Source organism: Geobacillus sp. CCR (genome assembly GCF_052906625.1).
This window is the reverse complement of sequence record NZ_JBREBQ010000011.1, coordinates 76,850-97,068: the sequence shown is the minus strand read 5'-3', so window position 1 is coordinate 97,068 and position 20,219 is coordinate 76,850. Positions and strand designations below refer to the sequence as shown.

19 protein-coding genes, 1 pseudogene and 1 CRISPR repeat array are annotated in these 20,219 nt (G+C 51.1%); of the genes and pseudogenes, 1 reads left to right on the top strand and 19 read right to left on the bottom strand.

What is annotated here, in order from left to right:
• Positions 1-135: 135 nt before the first annotated feature.
• Positions 136-615 carry a GNAT family N-acetyltransferase gene (locus ACVBDQ_RS07905; RefSeq protein WP_318549961.1) on the top strand — a complete coding sequence of 160 codons (480 nt, stop codon included), beginning with the start codon at positions 136-138 and terminating at the stop codon, positions 613-615.
• A 110-nt stretch (positions 616-725) separates the two neighbouring features.
• Here ACVBDQ_RS07905 and ACVBDQ_RS07900 read toward each other — a convergent pair whose 3' ends face one another.
• The 19 genes and pseudogenes from ACVBDQ_RS07900 to ACVBDQ_RS07810 form a co-directional block, all read right to left on the bottom strand.
• On the bottom strand, positions 726-1,349 hold the full coding sequence (locus tag ACVBDQ_RS07900; RefSeq protein WP_081133155.1) for an urease accessory protein UreH: 624 nt from the start codon (positions 1,347-1,349) through the stop codon (positions 726-728).
• 20 nt (positions 1,350-1,369) lie between these two features.
• Positions 1,370-2,185 (bottom strand): urease accessory protein UreD, encoded by an 816-nt coding sequence (locus tag ACVBDQ_RS07895; protein ID WP_446663154.1) that lies wholly within the window; start codon positions 2,183-2,185, stop codon positions 1,370-1,372.
• Positions 2,182-2,796, bottom strand: a complete 615-nt coding sequence (gene ureG, locus ACVBDQ_RS07890; protein ID WP_025039018.1) for an urease accessory protein UreG — start codon at positions 2,794-2,796, stop codon at positions 2,182-2,184. Before ureG ends, ACVBDQ_RS07895 begins: the two co-directional genes overlap by 4 nt.
• Positions 2,797-2,861: 65 nt before the next feature.
• The gene (locus ACVBDQ_RS07885) at positions 2,862-3,539 is read right to left on the bottom strand and encodes an urease accessory protein UreF (protein ID WP_021321543.1); all 678 of its coding nucleotides are present in this window, start codon (positions 3,537-3,539) and stop codon (positions 2,862-2,864) included.
• Positions 3,532-3,978: an urease accessory protein UreE gene (gene ureE / locus ACVBDQ_RS07880; protein WP_021321542.1), complete on the bottom strand. Its 447-nt coding sequence runs from the start codon at positions 3,976-3,978 to the stop codon at positions 3,532-3,534. Before ureE ends, ACVBDQ_RS07885 begins: the two co-directional genes overlap by 8 nt.
• A 10-nt stretch (positions 3,979-3,988) precedes the next feature.
• The gene (gene ureC, locus ACVBDQ_RS07875) at positions 3,989-5,698 is read right to left on the bottom strand and encodes an urease subunit alpha (protein ID WP_023633743.1); all 1,710 of its coding nucleotides are present in this window, start codon (positions 5,696-5,698) and stop codon (positions 3,989-3,991) included.
• A gap of 4 nt (positions 5,699-5,702) precedes the next feature.
• Positions 5,703-6,029: an urease subunit beta gene (locus ACVBDQ_RS07870; RefSeq protein ID WP_021321540.1), complete on the bottom strand. Its 327-nt coding sequence runs from the start codon at positions 6,027-6,029 to the stop codon at positions 5,703-5,705.
• 43 nt (positions 6,030-6,072) lie between these two features.
• Positions 6,073-6,378: an urease subunit gamma gene (locus ACVBDQ_RS07865; protein WP_011231418.1), complete on the bottom strand. Its 306-nt coding sequence runs from the start codon at positions 6,376-6,378 to the stop codon at positions 6,073-6,075.
• Positions 6,379-6,458: 80 nt separating this feature from the next.
• Entirely contained in the window at positions 6,459-7,160 is a 702-nt protein-coding gene (urtE, locus tag ACVBDQ_RS07860) for an urea ABC transporter ATP-binding subunit UrtE (RefSeq protein ID WP_025039017.1), read from the bottom strand.
• Positions 7,139-7,903: an urea ABC transporter ATP-binding protein UrtD gene (gene urtD / locus ACVBDQ_RS07855; protein ID WP_015375021.1), complete on the bottom strand. Its 765-nt coding sequence runs from the start codon at positions 7,901-7,903 to the stop codon at positions 7,139-7,141. Before urtD ends, urtE begins: the two co-directional genes overlap by 22 nt.
• Entirely contained in the window at positions 7,878-8,936 is a 1,059-nt protein-coding gene (gene urtC / locus ACVBDQ_RS07850) for an urea ABC transporter permease subunit UrtC (protein WP_025039016.1), read from the bottom strand. Before urtC ends, urtD begins: the two co-directional genes overlap by 26 nt.
• Before the next feature lie 11 nt (positions 8,937-8,947).
• On the bottom strand, positions 8,948-9,841 hold the full coding sequence (gene urtB / locus ACVBDQ_RS07845; protein WP_318549970.1) for an urea ABC transporter permease subunit UrtB: 894 nt from the start codon (positions 9,839-9,841) through the stop codon (positions 8,948-8,950).
• A 62-nt stretch (positions 9,842-9,903) separates the two neighbouring features.
• Positions 9,904-11,160: an urea ABC transporter substrate-binding protein gene (gene urtA, locus ACVBDQ_RS07840; RefSeq protein ID WP_025039014.1), complete on the bottom strand. Its 1,257-nt coding sequence runs from the start codon at positions 11,158-11,160 to the stop codon at positions 9,904-9,906.
• A 289-nt stretch (positions 11,161-11,449) separates the two neighbouring features.
• Complete coding sequence (locus ACVBDQ_RS07835) at positions 11,450-12,847, bottom strand: methyl-accepting chemotaxis protein (RefSeq protein ID WP_446663153.1); 1,398 nt, start codon at positions 12,845-12,847, stop codon at positions 11,450-11,452.
• A 117-nt stretch (positions 12,848-12,964) separates the two neighbouring features.
• Positions 12,965-13,636 (bottom strand): annotated as a pseudogene (locus ACVBDQ_RS07830) (GntT/GntP/DsdX family permease); the annotation flags it as partial.
• A 208-nt stretch (positions 13,637-13,844) separates the two neighbouring features.
• Positions 13,845-15,389 (bottom strand): gluconokinase, encoded by a 1,545-nt coding sequence (gene gntK, locus ACVBDQ_RS07825; RefSeq protein WP_446663152.1) that lies wholly within the window; start codon positions 15,387-15,389, stop codon positions 13,845-13,847.
• Positions 15,390-15,406: 17 nt separating this feature from the next.
• The gene (locus ACVBDQ_RS07820; protein WP_446663151.1) at positions 15,407-16,423 is read right to left on the bottom strand and encodes a LacI family DNA-binding transcriptional regulator; all 1,017 of its coding nucleotides are present in this window, start codon (positions 16,421-16,423) and stop codon (positions 15,407-15,409) included.
• Positions 16,424-17,117: 694 nt separating this feature from the next.
• On the bottom strand, positions 17,118-18,020 hold the full coding sequence (locus tag ACVBDQ_RS07815; protein WP_047819315.1) for an Rpn family recombination-promoting nuclease/putative transposase: 903 nt from the start codon (positions 18,018-18,020) through the stop codon (positions 17,118-17,120).
• Between the two features lie 175 nt (positions 18,021-18,195).
• Positions 18,196-19,087: a CRISPR direct-repeat array (repeat unit 30 nt; unit sequence GTTTCAATCCCTCATAGGTACGATAAAAAC).
• Positions 19,088-19,271: 184 nt separating this feature from the next.
• A complete protein-coding gene (locus tag ACVBDQ_RS07810) occupies positions 19,272-20,207 on the bottom strand; it encodes an AEC family transporter (protein WP_429878615.1) in 936 nt (311 codons plus the stop codon).
• Positions 20,208-20,219 lie beyond the last annotated feature (12 nt).

Below are 20,219 nucleotides of genomic sequence, written 5' to 3'. Positions count from 1 at the left end.
CGCACCCTAGGTCTGTAAGATATCCACAAAACTGAAAAAGGATGTAAGGGATTTTGTCGAAAAATATTTTTTGGACACCCCTGAGGGGCCGAAAAGCCTTGATAAATCAACATTTCTAGAGGGAGGAGGAATGCTTTGAACATCGTTCCAATCAAACAATTGAACCGCGCCATGGTCAACCAGTTTTTCACCAACCATTGGGGAAGTCCGCAAATGGTTGTCTCGACCGGCATCTATAACTGCAGCGAACTGGATGGATTTGCGGCTGTCGAGAATGGACAGCGGATCATCGGGCTCATTACGTTTGTGATTCGCGGAAACGAATGCGAGATCATCTCGCTAGACAGCATAATGGAAAACCGCGGCATCGGCAGCGCCCTTTTGCATGAGGCAGAGGCATGGGCGAGACAACAAAGGTGCACGGCTGTTCAACTGATCACTACCAACGACAACTTGCATGCCCTTCGTTTCTATCAAAAGCGCGGCTATCAAATTGTGAACGTCTTTCCCAACGCTGTCGACAAGGCGCGGCGAATCAAGCCAAGCATTCCGAAAACAAGTCCTGACGGCATTCCTATTCGAGATGAGTTGTTGCTGGTCAAACCACTGGTGTGACACGAGGTGATGATGACGCCGCATCGAAAAAGAAGCACCGGCCTTCTCCCAAGACCGGTGCTTCTTTGTTTTGAACAACCCTCCACCTATGACGCCAGCCGCGAGGAGCGTCAAATTTCGGCGGCGATATGATACATGTAATAGACCCCATAGGCGATGCTGATGAGGGAGACGGTTTTCACGATCCATTGATTCATGACTTGCTGTTTCGCTTTCATCCAAACAAACGGAATCCCGAGAAACGTCGTGAACAGCATCATGCTGATGACCGTTCCTAGGCCAAAAATCAAAATAAAAGCAAGAGCCATCCAAGTTCCTTTGACCGTCGTCATCGTCAACAACACCATTCCTGCGCTGCCGGCTAAACCGTGGACGATGCCGATCAATGTCGATTTCACATGCAAATGATGAATATCGCCTTGGTGACGATGATCCAGCCTCATTGTCGAACGGAAACTAGCAATTCCTAGAATAACGATCATGATGCCGACGCCCATTTCAAGATAAGAAGCAATCTGTTCAGGAATTTGCCGCTCAAAGGCGATCATCGCCATCCCGACGACAAGCAGCGTCAACGTATGGCCGATTCCCCAAAACATGCCGGCCAGCGATGAAAGGGACAGTTTTTTCGTCCGGCTGGCAATGGTCGAAACGGCAATGACGTGATCCGGTTCCGTCGCATGCTTCATTCCTAGCAACAATCCAAACAAGAGCACAGGCCATATCGATCCCATTGTCTTCATCCTTTCCCTTCTCAATATTTCCTCCAGCAGACTGGCGCTTTCTCACCGCATTGTTGGCGAATGAACTGTTGGACGCGTTGGAATATCGCTTCGATGACCGATGTTTCATACGCCAATATACGTACAGAAAAGCCTGGAACGGCCGCCGCTGAAAAACCGCAGCGAACCTCTTGCGGCATCTCTTCCATTAATTGGTTGAACTGTTCTAACACTTCCTTTGTGATGAACGGAGAAAGAGCCACCAATGATCCGACATGCGTATAGCCGCCAAGCTGCAGCATGCTCATTAAGTGCTGCCGCGAATCCAAGTACAGATGATCAAACAGAACGAGCACTTCGTCTTGATACACCTTCAGTTTCGAACGAATCCAATCGTAGCGGAACAGCTGTCCGCTCTCCGCCCAACCTGGCGTGATGATCTCCCCGTACATAAACGTCGAACGGTTTGTTATATAGACGACCGTCTCCTGGATAAAACGGGCTTGCTCGTAGGCAATGAGAGGATCGGGAAAATATTCGAGAACACTTTCGTCCCCCAAGGAAAATTGCGTATATTGCCAAACAGGCGCATGCGGAGTTTTGTACACTTTTGTCGCCGCTTGCGTCGTCATCATCAGTCTAGCGTGAGGCTCCAGCTTCATATTGATCTCGTAGCGGTCTCCATCGACGTACCCTCCCCCAACGTGGACAAGATATAACGTCGGATGAGCAGGATCGAGATAAACAGGGCGCATCAGTTTCAGCGCTCCTTCATTATAGCTGTCCAAAATGACGGTGCGGCCGTTTCTGAAGGACGCTGTACATTGCAAACGCCCGGTCCAGCTCATTCTTCCAGCCCTGCCAGCAGCACCTGTTTTTCGATCCAATCCACAACGTCAAAAAGCCCGATCTCTTCTTTTAAATTCGTAAAAATGACCGGTTTCGCCCCTCGCGCCGCTTTGGCGTCCCGCTCCATCACTTCCAGGCTGGCGCCGACGTAAGGAGCCAAATCAATCTTATTAATCACGAGCAAATCCGACTTAATCATCCCTTGCCCGCCTTTGCGCGGAATTTTCTCCCCTTGGGCGACGTCGATGACGTAAATGGAGAAATCAACCAACTCCGGGCTGAAGGTCGCCGCCAAGTTATCGCCGCCGCTCTCGATAAAAATGAGTTCCACATCTGGATGGCACCGCTTCAATTCGTCGATGGCGGCAAAATTCATTGATGCATCTTCGCGAATGGCCGTATGCGGGCATCCGCCCGTTTCGACGCCGATAATCCGATCTTCCGGCAAGACGCTATGTTTGATTAAAAACTGAGCGTCTTCTTTTGTATAAATATCGTTCGTGATGACCGCAATGCTAAAACGGCGATGCATCGCCCGCGTCAGCTTCTCGACAAGCATCGTTTTGCCGGCGCCGACCGGGCCGCCAATGCCGATTCGTACGGGTTCCATCATGATATTCCCCCTTCTTCGTTTTCCATTCAAACCCAAATAGGCGCTGTTTTGTTTGTCCAACATTACGACATAAACAACCGGACGGGAAGGCGTTCATGTTGCATTTGCGCGATTTCCAGACCAACGGCTGCCGTCCCAAGCTCCTCTTCGTCGAGCGCCTCGATGATGCTTGCGGCATGAATCAAATATGGCTGCACCATGACGAGCAGCTTTTGCCCGTCCGTTTGGCCGAGGGGAATGCCTCGGACCGCGTTTTGCACCATCGTTTGCACGGCGGTAAATAAATATGTCAACACGGTCGTTCGCTTCGACGCTTCGATTTTGCGGCCAACCGCCGCAAACACGATGGCCGGATGAATGGACTGCTTCGTTTGCACGATCTCATCGAGTTCATCGACCGAATAAATGTGGCGGCACAGTTTCCATAAGCGCTCCCCGATCATTCTCGTTCCTTCTCGCGTTTCCTTCGCCAGGCAGAGGGCAAACAGCGTTTCGTTCAGCCGCTGCAGTCCTTCCATGCTGTTGGCTTCCAACTGCTCATAGGCGATCCGGCACGCTAATCCATCCGTATACGTCAGCTGGGTCTGGATATAAACGACAAGCGCTTCACGAAACGTTTTGGCATCGCAAATTTGTTCATTGTACATGTATGTTTCAAACCCAAAGGAATGGGAAAATGCTCCAGACGGAAAATTCGAATCTGAGAGCTGCAGCAGCCACAACAGCTGTTGGTCAGTCATGGCGGTGGCCGATATGGCGAAACGCTTGTTTTACTTTCCGTTTTTCCCGCTTGTACGGGATGGCGAGCTGCTGAAGCAGCTCTTCGACTAAATAGTCATATTGGACGAGCATTTCCCCTTCCTCGAATTGGGCGGGCAAATGGCGGTTGCCGAGCTGATGAGCGATCTCCCCCATTTGTTTCAACGAAACCGGCTTTATAACAAGCAAATCCTCGGGAAGAACGGAAACAACGATCGCGTTATGGTCATCCATCCACAATACATCTCCATCCGCCAATTCTTTAGCTTCCTTTAGGCGAATGCCAAGTTCCCGCCCGTGATCGGTCACGACCCGCTGGATTCGTTTCACTAAATCGTCGCTTGCCATGTACACCCGTTCGATGTGCGGGGGGAGAGAAGGGAGGGTTTGAATATTGCCGATAATCGTTTCAATAATCATCATCATCACCTCAAAAAAGAAAATATCGTTGCGCCATGGCCACCACTTCGGCCGGCTCGCACGTAATGAGCCGCCCGTCGACCTTCACTTCATACGTCTGCGGATCGACATCGATTTGGGGCATGGCGTTGTTGAATACCATATCGTGTTTAGTCAAAGAGCGAATGTTTCCAACCGGCTTGACGATTTTGTGCAGCCCCAGCTTGTCCGGAATGCCGCGCTCGAACGCCGCTTTGGATAAAAAGGTGATGGACGTTTTCGCGATGGCGGCGCCATAGCTGGCGAACATCGGGCGGTACAGCGCGGGTTGCGGCGTCGGAATGCTGGCGTTCGGGTCGCCCATCACGCTGTAGGCGATCATCCCGCCTTTGATGACGAGCTCAGGCTTGACCCCGAAAAAAGCGGGATGCCAAACGACCAAATCCGCGAATTTTCCGACTTCCACCGAGCCGACATATTCGGCAATCCCATGCGTAATGGCTGGATTGATCGTGTATTTGGCTACATACCGTTTGACGCGAACATTATCGCCCCGCCCCGTTTCCTCCGGCAAGCGGCCAAACTGTTTTTTCATTTTGTCGGCCGTTTGCCACGTGCGTAAAATGACTTCACCGACGCGCCCCATCGCTTGCGAGTCGGAACTGATCATGCTGAACGCGCCGATGTCGTGCAAAATATCTTCAGCAGCAATCGTTTCTTTGCGGATGCGCGAATCGGCAAAGGCAATGTCTTCCGGAACGGACGGATCTAAATGATGGCACACCATTAACATATCTAAATGCTCATCAAGCGTGTTTTTCGTATACGGCCGCGTCGGATTCGTGGAAGAAGGCAAAATGTTCGGGAAGCTGGCGACTTTCATAATATCGGGCGCATGCCCCCCTCCGGCTCCTTCCGTATGGTATGTATGAATGACGCGCCCGTTAATGGCCTTCAGTGTATGCTCGACAAACCCGCCTTCATTCAATGTATCGGTATGAATGGCGACTTGCACATCGTACTCATCCGCCACTCGCAAGCACGCATCAATCGCCGCCGCCGTCGTTCCCCAGTCTTCATGAAGTTTGAGTCCAATCGCTCCGGCGCGGACTTGCTCAGCGATCGGCTCTTTCGCCGATGCGTTGCCTTTTCCTAAAAAACCGATATTCATCGGGAACGCTTCGGCGGCTTCAAGCATCCGGTAAATGTTCCACTCTCCCGGCGTGCACGTCGTGGCATTCGTTCCGGTCGCCGGCCCGGTCCCGCCGCCGATCATCGTCGTAATGCCCGATGATAGAGCAGTTTCGATTTGCTGCGGGCAAATGAAATGGATATGGGCGTCGACCCCGCCGGCTGTCACGATTTTTCCTTCCGCCGCGATCACTTCCGTTGAGGCGCCGATGACAATATTGACGCCATCCATTAACAGCGGATTCCCAGCCTTGCCGATGGCGGCGATGTTTCCATCTTTGATCCCGATATCGGCTTTGTAAATGCCGGTGTAATCAACGATGACGGCATTCGTCAGCACTAAATCGACCGCTTCGTCGCGGGTTGCGAGCGGATGTTGCCCCATCCCGTCGCGAATCACCTTCCCACCGCCGAATTTCACTTCATCGCCGTAAACCGTATAGTCATGCTCAATTTCAACCCATAAGTCCGTATCCGCCAACCGGATGCAGTCCCCAGTCGTCGGCCCAAACATATCCGCGTATTGCCGTCTTGACATGGAAAAACTCATTCTCTTACTCTCCCTTCTTGCTGCCATCAAGCGGACCGTTGACCATATTGTTTAATCCGTACACCCGGCGCTCGCCGGAGAACGGAACAAGCTCTACTTGCTTCGCATCTCCGGGCTCAAAACGAACCGCTGTCCCGGCTGGAATGTTCAAATGTTTTCCGTACGCCGCCTGCCGGTCAAATTCAAGAAATGCGTTGACTTCAAAAAAGTGAAAATGGGAACCAACCTGCACCGGGCGGTCGCCGCGGTTTACAACCGTCAGTTTCGTGGCCGATTTTTGTCGATTGCACACAATCGGTTCCTCACGCAATCGGTATTCTCCTGGGATCATATCATCACTCCTCTGTCCGCAGTCATGAAATCGTCCAGCGCCGTTACGACCGGATCGGCTGGTGGACAGTGACGAGTTTCGTGCCGTCCGGAAACGTCGCCTCGACTTGAATCTCGTCGATCATGTCAGCGACGCCTTCCATCACATCATCGCGTGTCAAAATCGTCGCGCCGTATTGCATCAACTCCGCCACCGTCCGCCCGTCGCGGGCGCCTTCCAACAGCTCATACGTAATGAGCGCCACCGCTTCCGGATAATTCAGTTTCAATCCTCGTTCTTTCCGGCGGCGCGCCAAATCGGCGGCCACGACGATCAACAGCTTTTCCTGTTCGCGCGGAGTCAGTTTCACTCATCTCTCCCCCTCTTGAATGCTCCCACCTATACTCGCAGGTTCAAGAAATCTCTCATCGCTAACCCGCGGCCTGTGGCTTAAACAGCAAGAAATGATTGAATATAAGTCAAATCAGCCCCATCGACATCCCCCTTCGCCACGACAGTGCCGCGATCCAAAATATAGAAACGATCGGCACAAGAAAACGCCAGCTCCACGTTATGTTCGACCAATACGATGCCAACCTGTTTTTCTTCGGCGATTTTCATAATCACATCATGAATCAACTCAACGATCGATGGCTGAATGCCTTCCATCGGTTCATCAAGCAAGAGCAGTTTCGGCCGGCCGGCCAACGCGCGGGCGATGGCCAGCTGTTGCTGCTGTCCACCGCTTAAATCCCCTCCTTTTCGCTGGCGCATCTCTTTTAGGACTGGAAATAATGCATACATTTCCTCAAGGATCGGCTGAGGACGGACGTTCTCGGCCTGCGCTTCCAACCCGAGAAGGATATTTTCTTCCACTGTCAGCGCGGAGAAAATTTCCCTCCCTTGCGGCACATAGCCGATCCCCGCTCGCGCCCGCCGCTCCGGCGGCCATCGCGTGATATCTTCCCCCTCCCATTCGACGACGCCTGACATCGGGCGAATCAACCCGATGATCGTTTTCATCAACGTCGTTTTGCCGACTCCGTTTCTGCCCAACACCGCCGTCACCCGGCCAAGAGGAACATCCATGTCAACATGATCGAGCACCACACTTCCGTCATAGCCAGCCGTTACATCCCGGAGGCGCAGCACGCGTTTTTCCCCCTTCCAAGGTACACATCGATCACTTGTTCGTTTTGCTGCACTTCATCCATCGAGCCTTCGCACAATACTTTTCCTTCATGCATGACTGTCACTTGTTTGGAATAGCGGCGGACAAAGTCCATATCATGCTCGACAATAATGACCGCACAATGTTCGGCCATTTCATGGAGCCATTCCCCCGTGCGCTCCCGCTCCGCCGCACTCATGCCGGCGATCGGCTCATCCAATAGGAGGAGCTGCGGACGCTGAATGAGCTGCATGCCGATTTCCAACCACTGCTTTTGGCCATGAGACAGTGAGCCCGCTAAGCGATGACGTTCATCGAGCAATCCAATTTTCTCTAGCTGTGCTGCCATCATTTCTTTCTCTTCTCCGGTCAACTTCGCCCGCAAAACGGAACGCAGACGCCGATCTTGTCGCATGGCTAACTCCATATTTTCCCATACCGTCAAAAACGGAAAAATGGAAGGGCTTTGAAACTTCCGGGCGATGCCTATTTGCACGATCTCGTATTCCGGCCGTTGCGTGATGTCATGGGAGAAAAACAGCACTCGGCCGTCCGTCGCTCTCGTCCGCCCGCAAATGACATCGAGCAGCGTCGTTTTTCCCGCTCCGTTCGGGCCGATCAAAAACCGCACTTCATGAGGGTAAACCGCGAGATCAACACCTTGCAAAGCACGAAATCCATCGAAGTCAACGACGACGTCACGACACATCAACACGGGCTTCACGTTCATGCCCCCTTTTTGCTTTGATGCGAACGGCAGCGAGCGATTCATAAATGCCCGCCAATCCTTTCGGAACAAACAGCACAACAACGACAAACAAGGCGCCTAACAAAAGCAGCCATAGATCCGGATAATTTTCGCTTAAAAAGCTTTTCGCCGTGTTCATGACAATCGCGCCCATAATCGCGCCCATGAGCGATTGGCGTCCGCCGACAGCGGCCCATAACACCATTTCGATCGAAGGAATAATCCCCATCATCTCCGGGGAAATGAGCCCGACTTGCAGGACAAACAACGCCCCAGCCACTCCGGCAAAGGCGGCTGACAAACTATACACAAACACTTTATAGACGGTCGGATTGAATCCTAAAAAACGAACTCGGTTTTCCGCGTCGCGAATCGCGATGAGCACCTTCCCCAACCGTCCGGACGTCAAGCGGCGCGCCGCGACGAAAATGAGAGCGAGACAGGCCGTTGTCAGCCAATACAAAACGATTTGGGTGAGCGGCGATGACAGCGAAAAACCAAACACGGTCGAAAAATTGGTCAAGCCGTTCGTTCCACCCGTCCATTCTTGCTTGCCGATAAACAACGTAACAAACACGACAACAACCGCCTGGGAAAGGAGAGAAAAATAGACGCCTTGAATCCGATTTTTAAACGTGAAATAGCTTAATAGCGCAGCGAGCAACGTAGGAAGAGCGATCGCGGCGGCGATGGCCACCATCGGATGCGCAAACGGCTTCCAAAACCACGGCAGTTCGCGCACGCCGCTCCATTCCATAAAATCAGGCAAATGCCCTTGCGAAGCTTCGAGCTTCAAATACATCGCCATGCAATAAGCACCCAATCCAAAATACACCCCATGGCCGAGGCTCAAAATGCCGGTATAGCCCCAAATGAGAGAAATGCCGACCGCCACGATGGCAAAGCAAAGAAATTTGCCAAGCAAAGACAGGCGAAACTCCGTTAAATAAAATGGCGCCAAAAACAAAGCGGCGAAAAACAGCCAGTATCCCCAACGTTTGTTCACGATGCTCCCTCCCCTCAATCGAGCGACCGCGTTCTCACGCTAAGAAGACCGGACGGTTTCCATTGCAAGAACGCAATAATGAGAACGAACACAATGACTTTGGCGATGGTGGCGCTTGTGGAATATTCGACGAACGTCGAAATCAAACCAATGCCAAACGCTCCCAGCATCGTCCCAGCCAGTTTTCCCACTCCCCCTAAAATGACGACCATAAACGCATCGACAATATAGTACGTGCCGATCGTCGGCCCAATCGGCCCAAGCAAGGTCAACGCACATCCCGCCACCCCCGCCAATCCTGAACCGATCGCAAACGAGTATGCATCAACTTTCTGCGTGGCAATGCCGAGGCAGGCTGCCATCGACCGGTTCATGGTGACAGCCTGAATGCGTCGGCCAGCTCGTGTTTTCATTAAATACATATAGAGAAAGAAAACGATCGCCAACACAAGGCAAAGAATAAACAACCGTTTATACGGAAACACTGCCCCAAACAAGCGGATTCCGCCATCCAGCCAGCTTGGCGGCACAACCGCCACGTTGGGCGCCCCAAAGATGAGACGGGCGGTCTGTTGCAAAATCAAACTGATCCCCCATGTAGCCAACAAACTGTCCAACGGACGGCGATACAAATGGCGGATCAAACTTTTTTCCAGCCCCCATCCAAGCAGAGCGGCTGCCAAAAATGACAATGGAATGGCGGCGACAAAATACAGCCCTGCCGAGTGCGGCATATGGCTAGTGAACCATTGCTGGATGACATAGGTCGTATACGCTCCGACCATCATCAGTTCACCGTGCGCCATATTGATGACGCCCATCAATCCAAAGGTGATCGCCAACCCAATGGCGATCAAAAGCAAAATCGAACCGACGCTCAGCCCGTTGAATAATTGGTCAATAAACATCGCCGTCCCCCCTCTCATGTCCGCTGGGCGAGAAGGAAGGACATGCCTTCCTCCCCATGCAACTATTCACTTAATCCTTTCCCCCATGGGTAGCTTTTTAAATACGGATCCGGCTTCACCGGCTGACCGGAATTCCATAACTCTTTGAATTGTCCGTCCGCTTGGATTTCACCAATGCGCACCGTTTTCCATAAATGCTGCGTTTCCCCGTCAATTTTCACCGTTCCTTCCGGCGCCTTGTATTCAAGGCCGGCCGCCGCTTTTTTCACTTGATCCACATCAAAGGAGCCGGCTTTTTTCACTGCTTCGGCCCATAAATGAACGGCTGTATACGCCGCTTCAATCGGATCATCGGTCACGCGGTCTTGCCCGTACTTTTCTTTATACTTTTGTACAAACGCCTTATTTTCCGGTGTATCGGTCGTCTGAAAATAGTTCCACACAGCCAAGTGACCAGCCAACACATCCGGCCCGATCCCGCGTATTTCTTCTTCCGCGATACTGACGGACATCACCGTCACGTCTTTCGGTGTGATGCCAGCGTCTTTCAACTGTTTAAAAAAGGCGACATTGCTATCGCCGTTGAGCGTATTGAAGACGACAGCCGGTTTCACTTGTTTGATTTTGCTGATAATGGTGCTATAATCGGTATGGCCGAGCGGCGTATATTCTTCCCCGACCACTTGCCCACCTTCGGCCTTCAACTGGGCCTTGATGATTTTGTTCGCTGTCCGCGGAAAGACGTAATCCGATCCAAGCAAGAAAAACGTCTTGCCGCGGTTTTTCAAGAGCCAGCTGACCGCTGGAACGATTTGTTGATTCGTCGTCGCTCCAGTGTAAAAGATGTTCGGAGACGACTCCATCCCTTCATATTGCACCGGATACCAAAGCAGCCCGTTGTTTTGCTCCACAACCGGAAGCATCGCCTTGCGGCTCGCCGATGTCCAACCGCCAAAAATGGCGGCCACTTGATCTTTTTGCAGCAATTTTTTCGCCTTTTCGGCAAACGTCGGCCAGTCCGACGCCCCATCTTCCACAACCGGTTCAATCTTCTTGCCGAGCAGCCCGCCCGATGCATTGATTTCCTCAATGGCCATTAACTCGGCATCGCGCAGCGACACTTCACTGATGGCCATCGTCCCGCTTAACGAGTGAAGGATTCCTACTTTGACCACATCCCCTTCTTTGCCAGCCGAAGATGAATCATTTTGATTCTCGTTTTTGGCTTGATCCACTGCTGATGACGCCGCACATCCCCCAAGAGCAAAAACACTGACGCATAAAAGCAGCCATAATTTCCACATGAATGCTGGTTTCATTCGCACACCCTTCCCCCTATTCATTTGAAACATCGATGAATTCCTGCCCCTCGTTCATCTAAAAGAGCGCATCCCTCCCTTGTTCCTCAAAAGCGATGCATGTTCTCCACGTTGAGGATTTGTTCTTGATTAGCAGTATAAGGCCCACGTTTCACGGACTCAACATATTTGTCATATTTTATTACATATTTTTGTTATATTTATTATCAATCATCTTTCGACCAATCAGCCAGCTCGAAAAACAAAACATGCCCCAAAAAGGCACACATGCACCTTTTTGGGGCAGCGTTCATTTCACAAGCGACAAATCCACTCCAATGACCCCGACAATTTGACCGTTATGATCCCTAATGGGAGCGGACACCGTGACGCAAAGATGTTTCGTCAATGCCGATACATACGGATCGGAAACATACACTGTTCCTCTACAAGCTTCCTGAAACCACGACCGGACTTTGGCGTTGACCAAGCCCGCCGGCGGATTCGAATAGACAAACGCCCCATCAAGACGATTCGACCAGACAGCCTCAATCTCTCCATTCTCAGATAAAAATCGATCCAGCACGCGTTGATGCATGGCCTCATCCATTTGTTCCAACGGAGCTGACTGAAGCAAAGCCGATAGTTTCTGAATCGTGTTTTTCACGACCGCATCATCGACAGAAATCGTTTCTCTCATCCAATCACGTCCGACCGTTTGCTGCAGCTCCTCCGCTGTCTTTTGCAGCGCTTCATTAATGCGTAAAATCTGTTCGACGCTTTCATGCTGTTCGTTCATATCCGCCGTCACTCGCTCGACAAACCGTTGATTTTCCCGGCTCAATTGCACGATTTCTTCTAGGAGAACGGCGATTTCTTTCACGCTGTCCGACTGCCCAGACGCTGACCGGACAGAAGAGGAGACGAGGTCCGTCATATCATTCAGCTGTCGCTGCAGCAAATGAAGGAACGACATAATCGCTTCCATTTCTTTCTCTTCGACATCGATTTGCTTTGTTTCTTCGTGAACGATATCGGTTGTCGCTGCGATTTCACGTTGAATAAGGGACAAAATATCCTGTGTTTGCTGGACAGCTTCCGACGTTTGATTCGCCAACATGCCGATTTCCCGCGCGACGACCGCAAACCCGCGCCCATGTTCTCCCGCACGAGCCGCCTCAATATTGGCATTGAGCGACAAAATTTTCGTTTTCTGCGAAATCTCGCCGATCGCTGATATAATTTCATTGATGCGTCGCGAATGATGAACGAGATGGTCCATTTGTTCCAATAACGTTTCATGGTGGGAGCGCAGTGTTCGAATTTCTTTTTGCAACGTCTCCAATGAATTCCATGAATGCAGCCAATGTTCGGAAAACAGCTGGCTGCTCGCATACATATCACGTGAAGATGCAGCGATTTCCCTAGCCGCCTCCTCGATTGTTCGCATTTTGTTCGCCACTTTTTCCGTATACTCCACCGTTTTCTCGCTATGGTCCATCAGCTCTGCCGCACTATTCCGGCTTGAATCGGAAATGTCATTCAGCGAAAGTGCCGCCATCTTCATCTGTTCCATCGCTGCTTTGAGCTGATCAACCGCCACAACAATTTGCCTTGCAATTTGTTGCGGTCCTCCCTGCGTTTCCTCACGTCGAGGCTGATCCAGTTCGCGCTTTATTTTTCGTTCCGCACGTCTCGCAAAAATCAACAGGCGTCACTCCTTATGTCATTTTTTATTACATAATTATAATATAAGATATAACAAAAGAACATATAAAAATAAGACGCCCGTTCTTCTAAAAACGAGCGTCTTGCCTGGAAAAGGCTAGAGAACCATATTCAATAACAAAATGAAGACAAACGCCACCACCGAAATAATCGTTTCCATGACTGTCCATGTCATGAGCGTTTCTTTCACCGTCATGCCGAAATATTCTTTGATCATCCAGAAGCCGGAGTCATTGACGTGCGACAAGATCAACGAACCCGCGCCGGTCGCCAAGACAAGCAGTTCCATATTCGTTCCCGGCATGGTAGCCGCGATGGGGGCAACGATGCCGGCAGCGGTCATCATCGAGACGGTCGCCGATCCCGTCGCAACGCGAATGAGCGCCGCAATGCCCCAGCCTAACAGGAGCGGAGAGAAGTGCGAGTGTTTCGCCACTTCCGCGATTTGTTCGCCGATGCCGGAATCAAGCAGCACTTTGTTGAATGCGCCGCCCGCCCCGATGACAAGCAGGATGTTCGCGACCGGGCCGAGGCAGTCGTTGGCAAATTTCAAGACAGCGTCGCGGTTGAAGCCGCGGGCGTAGCCTAAGCTGAAGAACGAATAAACCGTCGCGATCAAGAGCGCAACAATCGGGTCGCCGATAAAGCGCAACACTTTCGCCGCTTCTGACTTTTGATCAAGCGTCACGTTTGCCACAGAGGCAATCAACATCAAAATGACCGGAAGCAAAATTGTAAACAGCGTATTGCCAAAGCCAGGAAGCTCACGTGCTTCTTTATGCTGCACAAGCTAATGAGCAATAATAACACGATAATAGCAGCAACAACAATGGCGATTTCCATCACAAGCTCCCCCTTTATCTTTGAGATAAATCGATTTAGTGAACAAAGCAAACGTTTTCAGTTCTTTGAAGGAAAGGGCTAAATCGATTTAGCGCCCGATCATAGCCAGCTAAATCGATTTAGTCTTCCTCCCTTTACCCACTCCGCCGCTGAAACGCAGCGATGATGTCAAATTCCTCTTTCAATCGCTCATACAAGCGGGCATACAAATCAAACAGTTCAGCGTAAATGAGCGTATGTTCTTCCTTCGGCTCATGGCGGGCCGTTGTGTCGATCCACGTTTTCACCGTTTCCAGCGACGGCAGCTCGCCTAACGCGTAAAGCGCCACCGCAGCCGCCCCCAGCGCCGACGCCTCGTGCGTCTGCGGCACGATGAGCGGTTTGCCGAGCATATCAGAAAGCATTTGCCGCCAAAACGGCGACTTGGCGAATCCGCCCGAGACGCGGATTTCCGACATCGGCCCCGTGACATCGCGAATGGCTAAAGCGACCGAGAGAATGCTGAAGCAGACGCCTTCCATGACAGCACGGATGAAATGCTCGCGCTTATGATGAAGGCCAAGGCCAAAAAACGTTCCGCGCGCGTTCGCATTCCAGTACGGCGCCCGCTCACCCGACAAAAACGGCAAAAACACAAGCCCTTCCGCCCCCGGCGGGACGCGTTCCGCGTATTTCGTCAACAACTCATATGGATCGATGCCGAGCTTTTTCGCCACTTCCCGCTCGTGGGCGCCGAACTCGTCGCGCAGCCAGCGAAGCAAAATGCCGCCGTTGTTCGTCGGCCCGCCAACGACCCAATAGCCAGGCGTCAACGCATAACAAAACGTCCGCCCTTTTTCGTCGGTCGTCGGTTTTGCCGCAATCGTCCGCACCGCCCCGCTCGTCCCGATTGTAATCGCTGCTTCCCCCGGAAGCACCGCCCCGACACCGACATTGGCGAGCACGCCGTCGCTCGCCCCAATGACAACAGGCACATCCGGAGCGACTCCCATTTTTTCCGCCCATTCTCTTTTCATGCCAGTCATAATATGCGTGGCGGGAACGAGCCGCGGCAGCTGGTCGCGGCGGATGCCGACAAGGGCGAGCGCCTCCTCGTCCCAATCGAGCGTTTCCAATCGGAATAAACCGGTCGCCGATGCCATGGAATGGTCAGCGACATAGTCGCCATACAGACGGTGCAACACGTAATCTTTCACCGACACAAACCGCCGTGCTTGCTGAAATACGTCTGGCTGCTCCTCCTTGAGCCAAAGCAATTTCGATAGCGGCGACATCGGATGGATCGGCGTCCCCGTCCGCCGGTAAATGGCAAGCCCGTTTTGCTCTTTCCACAGCCGCTCCGTTTGAGCCACGCTTCGGTTGTCCGCCCAGATGAGGAGGCGGGTGAGCGGCCGGCCCGACTCGTCAAGCGCCATAATCGAGTGCATCGCCGCACTCAAACCCATCGCTTTCACCTGTTCTGGGCAGATGCCATGGCGGATCGTCACCGCCCCGACCGCTTGAACGACCGCCGCGAACAGTTCATCGGGATCCTGCTCGGCAAACCCCGGATGCGGCTGGATGATCGGATAGTCGACAGCGTGAGAAGCCAGCACCTTCCCCCGCCCGTCAAACACAACCGCTTTTGTGCTTGTCGTTCCAATATCAATTCCAATGACGACGTCCTCATGAATCGCCATCGTTTCTCCTCCCTTCTTCATTCCTTCCCCCGCCTGATCGATGTCCGTTCCATCAATGTCGGGGAGAAACGAAATACGCGCGGACCGTCGGCTTTTTTCGCTTTCATTTGTTCAAACACGCGCTCAGCTGCTTTTTTCCCCATCGCAAACGTCGGCTGGGCGATGGTTGTCAGCGCCGGCGTGTAAATGTCGGCAAACGGTACATCATCGATGTTGATGATCGCCACCTCATCCGGCACACGAACCCCTGCGTCTTTCACAAACCGCAAAACCCCCATCAACGTCAAGTCGTTGATCGCAAACAAGGCATTAGGCCGCTTCGGTTCCACGAACCGCTTCTTCAGCTCCCTAGGCAGCGCGGCAGGTTCAGCGGCGATGACGTTTTGATCGCCGACTTCAAATCCCCTTTTCTCCATGGCCGCCCGAAACCCTTCCAACCGCTCCATCCGCGGCACGTTGTAAGGGACAAGCGGAGGGGTGACAATCGCAATCCGATCGCGGCCCTGGGAAGCGAAATACTGAACCGCCATTTCCGCTGCACCTGCATTATCAAGCAGCACGCTGTCCGCCTCCACTCCCGGCACCATCCGGTCGACAAACACAAGCGGAAACCGTTCCTCGACAAGACGGAGGTAGACGTCCTCGTTCTTCCCTGTTGGAAACACGATCAACCCGTCCACTTGCTTCGCCAGCAGCGTATCAACATATGTTTTTTCCTTATCCGGATCATCGCCGGAATTGCAGACAATGACTTGAAACCCGCGCTTTTGGCATTCCTCTTCAATGGCGTGCAGCACTTGCGTTGTCATCATATGAAGCATATTAAAAACAATCACGCCAATGGTCGCTGTCGTCTTTTGCTTCAAACTGCGGGCGATGATGTTCGGCTGATACCCAAGCTCTTCAATCGCCTCGGCGATGCGTTTTCTCGTCTCCTCGCTCATATACTCATAGCGCTTATTTAAGTATTGTGACACGGTGCTTTTCGAAACGTTGGCCAATTTCGCGACATCGGCCATCGTTACTTTTTTCAAAAGGGATCCCTCTCTCGTACTAAATCGATTTAGTTCAAAAGCGTTTTCATAAACCGGTTTAGCTTTATTATAAACCAAGTGAAAGCGGTTTACAATAGTTTTTGTTTGAAATCTAAAAATCAATGAATGGTATACGGCCGTGACAGCTTGCCGATCGAGTGATGTCATTCCGCCCGAATGGATCGCGCCAAACGGCTTCATAGATTGTACTTTCATTTTGCACTAAGCAATGCATTGATTCATTTTTATGAACAAATACCTATTTTTACCTGTCGTTTGTTTTAGTATTTTCTACATTATCGTTTGGCGTTTCTGAAACATCTGTGAAAGCCGCAGAAGAACATAATGAGTTTATTAGAGCTTCACAAGCACAATTGTATACCGATACCAATTAACAAAAAGGAGAATGGGACATGCTGACTACCATGACGTCTATTTAGGCTACCTTTTTATAGGTGTCGTTATTTTAGCTGTTTTTATGGTTTTTCGTGAGAAAACGGTAAAAAATTAGAAGACTGATCATAAAAGAAAAACGCCGTTCATAAATCGAAAAAGTTCCCAAAACACGGCGTTTCCAAAAACCTCCCCTGGGAACGAAACGTCCGAAGGCTCTAACAAGACGGCCGCCGCCCTTTATGAGGGATTTGACGCCATTGCGGGCGGCGACGTTCGCTCTAGCCAGGGGGCATCCGACTTACTGCCTCACCTTTTCAATCATCTCGACCGGCAGCCCAGTCAGTTCGTGAATCGTGTCGACATCGTACCCTTTCGCCAGCATTCTCTTCACCACGTCGAGCTTCCCTTCCTCGATCCCTTGTTGGCGTCCTTGCTTCATCCCCTGTTCGATTCCTTGTTGGATTCCCTTTTCCATCCCCCGCTGTTCGTATGAGACGATGAGTTCCATCACACGCTTTGCTTCCTTCGTCTCCATTTGGCTCACCTCGTGTCGCAGTTGGATTTCCTCCTCTTCGGATAACCGCAAATACGTCTCGAAAAAACCGAACAACAGCCGCTGTTTCGCTTCATCCAGCTCAAGGCGGACGAGCATGCGCAAAAATTCCTTTTTCACGTCGACTTTCTCATCTTCATTATACCCCATTTTGCTTAGCAAGGCAGCGGCGACAGGGTTGGCATGGCGGATGTACGCGCGCCACGGCAGTTTGCATAGCTCCACCGTCAAAAAGCGGAAGTCAAGAACGGTCAAAAACGGAAACTGCATGACCAATGAGGAAGGTTCGTCGTATTGTTCGTCATAGCTGAAGATGGCGATCGGGAGAATGCGGCGGCGGTATTTTTGAAACAAGCGGCTGAAGTAGAGGAACATTCGCTCGGGGAAGGTCCGCTGGGTGTAGCTTTGATGCTCGACATGGACAATGACGAGCCCGTCTTCCCCTTTCACCTTTGTTTCGACCAACAAGTCGACGCGGTGCTTCTCTCCGGCCGTCACATCGGTGAACAGTTCCTCGGAGAGGAAAGAGAGATGGTGAACGTCAATGTACTCGTACACGTCGGGAAAGAAAAGAAGCAAAAACTCCTCAAAAAATGTCGACAGCAACTCTTTGAACAACCGGTCATGATCGATGCGCTGTTTGGCCACGTTTTCCCTCCCTGCAATTGTCGGATTCACCGTACTGTATTCGCTCTTCGCGGCCAAATTCCTTCTTGTTTCCCCCCGCGTTTTTTTGGCATGTGCCATTTCGCATTTGTCCTTTTCCTATGTCGAGCGGTAAAACAAGCTGAACTCAGCGGTGGTTCAGCTGTGGCAGGAGACAGTTTCAGTTCCTCATGGGTACGATAAAAACGTTCATCATCGTTGACGGATTCCATCGGTACACGATTTTGTTTCAATCCCTCATAGGTACGATAAAAACAGTGGTGGTAGTTGACGAAAACTGTTGACAAATGCAAGTTTCAATCCCTCATAGGTACGATAAAAACTCGTAAACGTCCATCGAAACAGACGTTGCTTTCGGAATAGTTTCAATCCCTCATAGGTACGATAAAAACGCCAGCGTGATGATCGCCAGTGTCCATTCAAACACGTTTCAATCCCTCATAGGTACGATAAAAACGTGTGACAAGTGAGTACGAGGTCATCGAGCACATGTTTCAATCCCTCATAGGTACGATAAAAACCAACGCGACACATTAACACTTATCGAGGACTACTTTCGTTTCAATCCCTCATAGGTACGATAAAAACGCTTTGGAGGACATTATCGACTGGCTCTCGAAGGGGTTTCAATCCCTCATAGGTACGATAAAAACGGTCGCTAAGGTCACGATGTCCACCGCTTGGTTTTGAGGTTTCAATCCCTCATAGGTACGATAAAAACCACGATCCAAAGGGGAAAGTTCCATATTCTCAAGCTGTTTCAATCCCTCATAGGTACGATAAAAACCACGATCCAAAGGGGAAAGTTCCATATTCTCAAGCTGTTTCAATCCCTCATAGGTACGATAAAAACGAACACGATTGGCTTTTGTTTTCTGTAGCGTTCGTGTTTCAATCCCTCATAGGTACGATAAAAACGCGTTTATCTGCCAACCATTCGCATATAACGTTAGGTTTCAATCCCTCATAGGTACGATAAAAACAACATCTAAGGAGGAGATTAATATGCTCAATTTCTTGTTTCAATCCCTCATAGGTACGATAAAAACCCAAAACCATGCGCATAAAATCAAGCTTTTCCCCTTTTGGCTGTTTTCAAGAATAGCACGTTTCAAAAATTCTGTCAATACGGTCTAGCCGCGTTGGCTGTAGGAGTTTGACGCAAAAAAACATTGTCGTCGATCCCCCGGGATTTTTGCACGATTGGAGGTCGACGACAACTTGCCCCCGTTTTCATCCGCCAATCGGAAACAGCAGACGGGCCGCATATACTGTGCCTGTCACGGTAATGGCGCTCAACAAGGTCGACACCAGCACTGCCTGGGCGGCGTAATCGGGGTGGCAGTCATACTCGAGCGCATACAGCGCCGTATTGCGTGAACATGGATACGAACTGGCAATGAGCAATGCCTGAGCCGTCACGCCATCCATTCCTAATAGAAAGATCAAAGACCCAGCCAACAGCGGCGACAATATCAAGCGCCCGAACACACTCACATACACAAGCGGCGGCAAGGCAGTAAACCGAGCGTAGGCGATTTGCGCTCCCAACGTAAAGAGGGCGATGGCTAAAAACGCATCGGCGACCCGCTGAAGCGGCGTCCATAAAAATGATGGGATCGGGACGTGGAGCCATCGGCAGACCACGCCAAGCAACAGCGCGTGAAGGACGGGATTTTTCCATATCTCCGCAGTCCATTTCTCCCTTTTTCCATTCCCGGATACGAACTGATATACCCCATATGTATTCGTCAAGAAATTTTGAAAGATCGTCACCATAATTTGAATCGTCGCCCCGAGCGGATGTTGATGAAATACAAGCTGACTGACCGGGATGCCGAAATTACCTGAGTTGTTCAACACAATGGTGTTTTGAAATACGGCTGACAAACTCCGTTCTAATTTGAATAACTTGGCCATCATCATACTCAAAACGATCAGTCCGCTGTTTTGCAACAGAAGAAACCCTAAGATAGCCGCTAACACCTTTCCATTCAACTCACTGTCGTACACGTTGATGAATGCGACTGCCGGCAACAGGACGTACATGTTCAATTTGGATAACGTATTGAGGTCAAGATGAAAGAAGCGGTGAAGCCCTGCCCCCAAGCCGACAATCAATAACATCGGAACCATCACTTGCAATAAAATGCCGCTAAAAACAGCCAAGACGCTCTCCTC

Bases quoted from the DNA above. Each gene is read 5' to 3' on its own strand.
- urtA (WP_025039014.1), bottom strand. From the start codon at position 11,160: ATGAAACCAGCATTCATGTGGAAATTATGGCTGCTTTTATGCGTCAGT.
- ACVBDQ_RS07895 (WP_446663154.1), bottom strand. From the start codon at position 2,185: ATGAGCTGGACCGGGCGTTTGCAATGTACAGCGTCCTTCAGAAACGGC.
- ACVBDQ_RS07870 (WP_021321540.1), bottom strand. From the start codon at position 6,029: ATGATCCCAGGAGAATACCGATTGCGTGAGGAACCGATTGTGTGCAAT.
- ACVBDQ_RS07885 (WP_021321543.1), bottom strand. From the start codon at position 3,539: ATGACTGACCAACAGCTGTTGTGGCTGCTGCAGCTCTCAGATTCGAAT.
- urtB (WP_318549970.1), bottom strand. From the start codon at position 9,841: ATGTTTATTGACCAATTATTCAACGGGCTGAGCGTCGGTTCGATTTTG.
- ureE (WP_021321542.1), bottom strand. From the start codon at position 3,978: ATGATTATTGAAACGATTATCGGCAATATTCAAACCCTCCCTTCTCTC.
- ureC (WP_023633743.1), bottom strand. From the start codon at position 5,698: ATGAGTTTTTCCATGTCAAGACGGCAATACGCGGATATGTTTGGGCCG.
- ureG (WP_025039018.1), bottom strand. From the start codon at position 2,796: ATGGAACCCGTACGAATCGGCATTGGCGGCCCGGTCGGCGCCGGCAAA.
- ACVBDQ_RS07900 (WP_081133155.1), bottom strand. From the start codon at position 1,349: ATGGGATCGATATGGCCTGTGCTCTTGTTTGGATTGTTGCTAGGAATG.
- gntK (WP_446663152.1), bottom strand. From the start codon at position 15,389: ATGGCGATTCATGAGGACGTCGTCATTGGAATTGATATTGGAACGACA.